Origin of the sequence: Kitasatospora sp. NPDC056783 (assembly GCF_042789895.1) — a bacterium.
Taxonomy (GTDB): Bacteria; Actinomycetota; Actinomycetes; order Streptomycetales; family Streptomycetaceae; genus Kitasatospora.
Map to the genome: position 1 here is coordinate 21619 of NZ_JBHUAF010000074.1, position 7088 is coordinate 28706.

Below are 7088 nucleotides of genomic sequence, written 5' to 3' on the forward strand. Positions count from 1 at the left end.
GTGGTGGAGCGCCGGAGCACCGGTCAGCGCGGGACCGGTCAGCGCGGGACCGGTCAGCGCGGGGCGGGCAGGCCCCGGTCGGCGGCCGCGGACGAGCCCTCGGCCAGGCCGTCGTAGCGCCGCCGGACGTGGGAGAGGGCGGCCAGCAGCCCGGCCGAGCCGAGGATCGGCGGCCGGCCCCGGTCGGCCGACCCGGCGATCGGCATCGAGCCGACGGCGGACCAGTACAGCCGCCCGTCCGGGCCCAGCGCGCTGCGCGCCCGCCCGGCGTTGTCGGGGTGCGGGCAGTACGGCACGTCCAGGTAGCCGGCCGCGAAGGCCCGCACCAGCGCCCGCCCGAGGTCGGCGTCCAGGTCGAGCACCGCGCCGATCAGCGCCCTGGCCTCGGCCTCGATCCCGGTGTCCGGCGGCGCGGCGGCCCTGCGGCCCCGCTCCGCCGCGGCGGCCGCGCCGGCGTCCTCCAGCGCCCGGACGTTCTCGGCGACGGTCGGGATGCGGTGCGCCTCGGCCGTGGTCTTGACGATCAGCCGGGCCGCGCCGCCGCGCACGGCGAGCCGCGCCGCGTCCTCCAGCAACAGCCGAGCGCCGCCGGGCGAGCGCGGGTACACGCCCATGTACGCGTACACCACGAGGTGCCGGTCGACGTCCGGAAGCATTTCGCCGGCGATCCGGCCGAGCACGGCCAGCGCCTCCTCGTCCTGGCGGGCGTCCGCCTGCTGGGCGTAGCTGAGCGAGATGCTGCGCAGCCCGTGCCGGCGGAAGAACAGCGCCTCCAGCACGCTGACGGCGATCAGCAGCGAGGGCGGGCAGAGCTGGCCCATCAGACAGCCGCCGAACGTCTCCAGATGCGGCTCGACACCGAACTCCCGGACCGAGGCCAGCAGTTCGCAGCTCCGCCGCCAGGAGTCCACCGCCTCCCGGAGCGGGGTGCGGCCGTACGGCAGGCAGTAGGAGACCGGCCCGCCCTCGGTGGCGTCCAGACCGGCCGCCAGCAGCGCCCGGACGATCCCCTCCGGCGCGGCCGAGCCGTGCCGGACCTGCACCGGGAAGCCCGCGCCGGCCACTCCGCGCAGCACCGCCCGGGTGACCTCGACCGGGTGGGTGGCGATCGGATAGCCGTTGAGGCCCGATCCGGCGTCGAGGGCGCGCCGCGCGGCGTCGAGGTCGCCGGTGCGGGTGTAGCTGTCCAGGGTGATGGTGCCGACGGTGACGGCCTCGGCCGCCCGGGTGGCCAGCAGTCCCTCCCGCATCCGGGCCGCCTGTGCCATCCCCATCCGGGGCTGCACCACCAGGGTGCCGGCCCGCTCCGCCCGCGCCACGAACGCGCCGAAGCCGCTCCCGGCCCGGCCCACCGCCGCGGGGCCCGTCAGGGCGGGGCTGGTCACAGCAGGACCGCGGCGCGCAGCCCGGCGACGAACGCGTGGAACCCGGCCGTCGAGGCGCCGTCCTCGAAGACGGCGTCGAAGCCCGCCGCCAGCAACTCCCGCTCGCGGTCCGGGTCCTCGGCGCCGGCGATGCCGAGTTTGCCGCCGATGACGGCCGGTGTGCGCCGCAGTTCCGGGCAGCCGCGCAGGGCGGCGATGACTCGCAGGCCGTCCTGGTGGCCGTGCCCGTTGACGCTGCTGATCACGATCAGGTCCGGTGCGATCCGGCGGCATTCGGAGACCAGCAGCGCGTCCGGGACGCAGGCCCCCAGGTTGGTCACCCGGTACCCCATCTCCTCCAGCAGGAGCTGGAGGAACACCAGGTTCCAGGTGTGCGAGTCGGAGGACACCGTCGTGACGACGACGTCCATTCCGCCCTGCTCGGCATTTCCGTGCTCCACAACTCAGCCCTCATCGGTAGAGATCGTCGATGGCGGTCCCGGCGCGTTTCGCGGCGGTTGCTCCCCGTGGAGAACGCTAGGAACGATCGGGCCCGGCGAGCGGCAGCTCCTGCGGCAAGATGCGGCAGAATCGGCGGGCCGTCCCGGTGCCGGGCCGGGGCACCGCTCCCCGTCAGTCGCCCGTCAGTCGCCCGTCGGCCCTCGACGGCCGGCCCTCGCCCGTCGGCCCTCGACGGTCAGCCCGCGACGGCCAGCAGCGGGACGTCCCCGGCGGGCGCGAACCGGAGCCCCGACTCCTCCCGGACGAGGCGCCGGCAGAGGTTGAGCACCGTGAAGCGCAGGCCGTCACGGGCGGGCACGCTGCGGATCAGCCCGCGCGACAGCAGTTCGTAGACCGTCTCCAGGCAGGCCTGCGGCGCCCAGCCGCTGCGGACCGCCGCGTCCTCCCCGGTCCAGTCCCCGGGTTCGTCCACGAGCACGTCCAGCAGCGCACGCTGACGGTTCGTCAGCCTCCGGATCGTCGGCTCCACCTCGTCCCGCACGTCACCGCGCGCGCCGAACACCACCGGCGGCGCCGACAGGGTGAGCGGGCCGTCCGTGAGCCGGGCCACCAGCTGGGCGGTGGACTGCACCAGCGCCCAGCCCGCCGCGCGCTCCAACGCGCCCGGCAGGCCGTCCAGATGGCGGCAGAGCTCCGCGACGGCGGGCGCCTCGGAGCGCTCCAGGGTGTAGCCGGGGCGCAGCCGGCACAGGTGCGAGAGCAGCAGCCGGACGGCCCCGACCTTCGCCAACGCTTCTGGTTCGGCGTCGAGTTCGGGGTCCGGCACGGGGAGCGGCGCGAGCGGGATGACCTGGACGCCGGGCAGCGGGCGGGCCTCCCGGGCGGTGATCAGCACCCGCAGCCCGGGGCAGTGCCGGAACAGCCCGTCCAGCTGCCCGGCGTCCACCCCGCCGTCGGCGCCGTCCAGCACCAGCAGCGCGGGCCGCTCTCCGATCTCCCGGGCGAGGTCCTCCAGCGGGCCGCGCCAGGGGTGCGACCCGCCGCCGCAGTCCACCCAGCGCACCGACCAGCGGGCGGCCAGGTGCAGCCGGCGGGCCACCTCCAGGGCGAGCCTGGTCTTGCCCACCCCACCGATCCCCACCAGCGAGACCAGCCGGTCCCCGTGCACGGCGAAGGCGTCGGCCAGCACCTCGGCCTCCATCTCCCGGCCGACGATCGCCCCGCGCGCCACCGGCGGGGCGGCCGGCGGGGCCGGCGGCTCGTCCGCGAGCGGGTGCCGGCGGGCGGCCTCCTCGAAGTCCGTCCGGCTGCGGCCCTCCAGCCGCAGCGCGTCCGCCAGCAGCCGGACGGTCTCGTTGCGGGGGCGGCGCACCCGGCCGGCTTCCATGTCGCGGATCGCCCGCACACTCAGCGTCGCGTGATCGGCCAGGCACTGCTGGGTCAGCCCGATCCGCTCGCGCCGCACCCGCAGCAGCTCGCCGAACCCCGCCGCCGTTCTCACCGCTTGCACCGACTGCCCGCCGTCCATGCCTCGTCTGCCCTTCGTGGTCCGGACTCCTTGGGGCGGGTCCGGCGGCGGCCGCAGCGCCGGGCACCCGTGCGGCCCGTGGTCCGGCCGCGCGGGTCCCGGTGTTCAGGCTGTGGCCTCCAGACCGGTTCCCTCCGGTTCCCGATGCTCCAGGCTCGCCGTCTACGCCCGATCAACGGCCGGTCACCGGCCCCACCCACGACCTTCACCCAGGCCTCACAGGCCGCTCACCGGACCGGACGGGCGGGTGGAGCGGCACGCGTCCCCGCGTTCACCGGGTCGCGGTCCGGTTCACCCGTCGGGGCGGGGAAGCGCACGGCGGCCCCGGCGGGCCGTGGCCCGTCGGGGCCGGTCGGGCCGCCGGTCAGCTCCGGCCGGGCCCCGCCCGCTCCGGTCCGGGCCGGTCGTGATCGGCCACTCCCGCTCCCGGAGCCGGCGGCGTGACGACCCGCCCGACGCACAGCGCCCAGATCACCAGGGCGTCGAGCGCGATCAGCACGATCGCCCAGAGCGGGTAGTAGGGCAGCCAGACGAAGTTGGCGAGCATCCCGAACACCGCCACCACCACACCGACGACGCGGGCCCAGGCCGCGCCGCTGAAGACCGCCACCCCGGCCACGATGACGACGATCCCGAGAACGAGGTGGAGCCAGCCCCACCCCTCGGTGTTCATCGCGTACACGTAGCTGCGGGTGACGACGAGCACGCGGTCCTTCTGGATGGCGGCGGTCCCCTGGAAGACCGCCATGAGGCCGGCGGAGATCAGCATGACCCCGGCGAAGATGGTCCACCCACTCGCGTAGGGGTACCGTGCGGCCCCCCGGACGGTGGGGCCGGTAGCACTACTCGCCATGACACGGGCTCCTTCGGTTGCGCCCTCCCCGCGGACGCGGGGGACGCGGGGGACGGAAGGGGCGAGCGGCCGGGCGGAGGTCGGCGGTGCGGAGAGAAGCGCCCGTGACGGCAGGGCCCCGTAATCACCGTAAGACGGGACCTCCGGCTCCGCTTGACCTTGACACCGTGACAAGCCCTTCACTGAGGCCGCGGAGGTGGTCCTGATGACCAGGCCGAACGAGAACACGGAGAAGGGCGCGGGCATGAACACGAGCACGGACACGAACATGAACACGGACACGGACACGACACGGGCGCTGCGGGGGCTGGAGCACACCGACGCCTCCGTCCGGTTGCGGGCGGCGCTGGCGGTCGGCACGAGCCCCGACCCGGGGTACGTCGGCGCGCTCGTCGCGCGGTGCGCGGTCGAGCCCGAGTTCTCCGTCCGCGAGATGCTCACCTGGGCGCTCACCCGCCATCCGGCGCCCATGACCGTCCCGCTGCTGCTCGGGGAGGTCCGCTCGCCGGGCGCGCAGGCGCGCAGCCAGGCGCTGCACACCCTCTCCAAGATCGGGGACCGGCAGGCCTGGCCGGCGATCACGCCGGCGCTGCTGGCCGATCCCGACGACGAGGTGGCCCGCAGCGCCTGGCGGGCGGCGGTCGTGCTGGTGCCCGAGGGTGCCGAGCACGGGTTGGCCGTAGTGTTGGCGGCCCAGCTCGGGCGCGGCGGACGGGAGACGCAGCTGAGCCTCAGCCGGGCGCTGATCGCGCTCGGGGAGGCGGTGCTGCCGACGCTGGCCGCCGCGACGACGGACCTCGACCCGGGGGTGCGCGCCCACGCGCTCGCCACGGAACGGCTGTGGCACGACCCGGACGCCGGATTCGAGTCCGCGATCGAGGAGGCGAAGCGCACGGCGGCCCTCGAGGGGGCCCCGGGAGGGACGACGGGAAGTGTTGATCGGTGACGTCGCCCGGCGGTCCGGGGTGAGCGCCCGGATGCTCCGGCACTACGAGTCGCTCGGGCTGGTCCGGCCGACCGGCCGCACCGACTCCGGCTACCGCCAGTACGCCGAGGCGGACATCCGGCGGATCTTCCACATCGAGAGCCTGCGCTCCCTGGGGCTGTCGCTGCGCGAGGTCGGGCGCGCCCTCGACGACCCCGGCTTCGCGCCCGCCGCCCTCGTCGACGACCTGGTCCACCGCACCCGGGAGCGCATCGCGGCGGAGACGGAACTGCTCACCCGGCTCAGCCGGATCGGCGCCGCCGAACCCGCCGGCTGGGACGACGTGCTGCGGATCGTCTCGCTCCTCCACGCGCTGGAGTCCAAGAGCCCGGGCGCCAGGCAGCGCGCCGCCCTGTCCGCGTCCGAGGACGTTCCGGTGCCGGTGGCGGCCCTGGTCGAAGCCGCCCTGGCCGAGCCGGACCCGAACGTCGCCGGGGCGCTGCGCTGGGCGCTGGCCCAGGCGGGCGGCGACGGGCCGGCCCTGCTGGCGAAGGGCCTCCACTCCCCCGCGGCCGAGGTGCGCGAGCGCGCCGTGCGGTCCCTCGCCGAGCTGCCGGGCGGTGAGGCGACCGCCCTGCTGCGCGACGCCCTCACCCACGCCGACGTCGCGGTCCGCCGGTACGCGGCCCTGGCGCTCGGCACCCGTGGTGTGGCGGACGCCGTCCCGATCCTCATCGGCATGATCGTCGAGGAGGGTCGGGACGCCGACGCGGCCGACGCGCTGGGCGCGCTGGCGGCCGATCCCGCGCTGGCGGACCGGATCGCCCGCGCACTCGTCGACGGCCTCGCCGACGCTGCCGTCGGCGCCGACGCCCGCCGCCGGCTGACCCAGGCGCTCGCCGACATCCCGGGGAGCACCTCCTCCCGCGCCCTCGAAGCGCTGGCCCGCGACGAGGACCGCGCGGTCGCGCTGACGGCGGCGTACGTCCTCGGGCTGCGCGACACGCGGTAGCCCGGGGACGGGTGCGGCGGGCCGGAAGCGAGCACGCGCCCCCGCCGGCCCGCACCCGACGGCCGGGCACTGCCCGCACGCCCTTACGAGTACGAGCCCTTCCGGATCAATCTGACAGCCCGTCAATGACATGGCGAATCAGGCACGTTGGTTGCAACCGTTCGTTTATCGCTCCTCGTCATGATGGCTGGACCCGGAGGGGATCCGGGCAGCCGTCGTCATGGAGTGATCATGAGCAGCACGCTCAACGGGGACCGCGCGGGAAGGTCCGGGACGCGAACGGTCCTCGGGCTCGCGACGGCGGTCATGACCGCCGTCGCAGTCCCTGCGGCGTTCGGCCCCGGCCCCGCTGCCGCGGCCTCCGTCTCGCGCACCCTCCACTACACCTGCTCGGCCCTGGTCATCTCCGTCCCCGCGGACATCACGGTCACCGCGGACGTCCCGGCCTCGATGGAGGTGGGCCGGCCCAGTCCGCGGTTCACCGTCCGCGGAACGGCGTGGGTGGACGAGAGCTTCACGCAGTACGCGTACGCGCTGGGCGCCACGAGCGTGGACGGATCGATCCTCGCGCACGGCACCGTGGTGGCACCGGAGGGCACCATTCCGCAGGACGTGCCCCTGTCCATCGTCAGGACCGCGATCCCGGCGTCCGGCTCCTTCTCGCTCACGGCGACCGGCACCGCGCCCTCCGTGACCCTCAGCCGGCCGGGCCCGGGGAAGATCACCATCGAGGGCTTCACCGTTCGGGTCACGCCGAGGAACGCGAGCGGTGCTCCGACCTGGGTGGGCCCGATCGGGGGCGACTGCTCGCTGAACCCCGGGCAGGACAACGCCCTCCAGGCCCTCGACGTGACGGCCCCGCCTCCTCCCCCGCCGCCCGCCCCCAAGCCGACGGACAACGGGAACCCCGCCCCTCCGACGGCGAGGCCTTCCGGCACCAACAC

7 protein-coding genes are annotated in these 7088 nt (G+C 75.6%); 3 read left to right on the forward strand and 4 right to left on the reverse strand.

Annotation, left to right across the window (positions count from 1 at the left end; translation table 11 throughout):
* Nucleotides 1-53 precede the first annotated feature (53 nt).
* From ACFRMQ_RS14105 to ACFRMQ_RS14120, 4 genes are all read right to left on the reverse strand, one after another.
* Nucleotides 54-1385 carry a methylaspartate mutase gene (locus tag ACFRMQ_RS14105; RefSeq protein WP_380730544.1) on the reverse strand — a complete coding sequence of 444 codons (1332 nt, stop codon included), beginning with the start codon at nucleotides 1383-1385 and terminating at the stop codon, nucleotides 54-56.
* Nucleotides 1382-1795 carry a cobalamin B12-binding domain-containing protein gene (locus ACFRMQ_RS14110; protein ID WP_380730553.1) on the reverse strand — a complete coding sequence of 138 codons (414 nt, stop codon included), beginning with the start codon at nucleotides 1793-1795 and terminating at the stop codon, nucleotides 1382-1384. The genes ACFRMQ_RS14105 and ACFRMQ_RS14110 overlap by 4 nt, the downstream gene beginning before the upstream one ends.
* Before the next feature lie 266 nt (nucleotides 1796-2061).
* A complete protein-coding gene (locus tag ACFRMQ_RS14115) occupies nucleotides 2062-3354 on the reverse strand; it encodes a helix-turn-helix domain-containing protein (protein ID WP_380730546.1) in 1293 nt (430 codons plus the stop codon).
* A 364-nt stretch (nucleotides 3355-3718) separates the two neighbouring features.
* Nucleotides 3719-4207: a hypothetical protein gene (locus ACFRMQ_RS14120; RefSeq protein ID WP_380730547.1), complete on the reverse strand. Its 489-nt coding sequence runs from the start codon at nucleotides 4205-4207 to the stop codon at nucleotides 3719-3721.
* A 268-nt stretch (nucleotides 4208-4475) separates the two neighbouring features.
* Between ACFRMQ_RS14120 and ACFRMQ_RS14125 the strand changes: the two genes are divergently transcribed.
* The 3 genes from ACFRMQ_RS14125 to ACFRMQ_RS14135 all read left to right on the forward strand — a co-directional run.
* On the forward strand, nucleotides 4476-5153 hold the full coding sequence (locus ACFRMQ_RS14125) for a HEAT repeat domain-containing protein (protein ID WP_380730555.1): 678 nt from the start codon (nucleotides 4476-4478) through the stop codon (nucleotides 5151-5153).
* Nucleotides 5140-6144: a MerR family transcriptional regulator gene (locus ACFRMQ_RS14130; RefSeq protein WP_380730549.1), complete on the forward strand. Its 1005-nt coding sequence runs from the start codon at nucleotides 5140-5142 to the stop codon at nucleotides 6142-6144. Before ACFRMQ_RS14125 ends, ACFRMQ_RS14130 begins: the two co-directional genes overlap by 14 nt.
* 231 nt (nucleotides 6145-6375) lie before the next feature.
* Nucleotides 6376-7088 (forward strand): DUF6801 domain-containing protein (locus ACFRMQ_RS14135; RefSeq protein WP_380730551.1); only part of this gene is annotated, 713 nt, incomplete at its 3' end.

What these genes read in the sequence shown, in the direction of transcription:
- ACFRMQ_RS14110 (WP_380730553.1), bottom strand. Translation starts at nt 1,795, where the DNA reads ATGGACGTCGTCGTCACGACGGTGTCCTCCGACTCGCACACCTGGAAC.
- ACFRMQ_RS14125 (WP_380730555.1), top strand. Translation starts at nt 4,476, where the DNA reads ATGAACACGGACACGGACACGACACGGGCGCTGCGGGGGCTGGAGCAC.
- ACFRMQ_RS14115 (WP_380730546.1), bottom strand. Translation starts at nt 3,354, where the DNA reads ATGGACGGCGGGCAGTCGGTGCAAGCGGTGAGAACGGCGGCGGGGTTC.
- ACFRMQ_RS14120 (WP_380730547.1), bottom strand. Translation starts at nt 4,207, where the DNA reads ATGGCGAGTAGTGCTACCGGCCCCACCGTCCGGGGGGCCGCACGGTAC.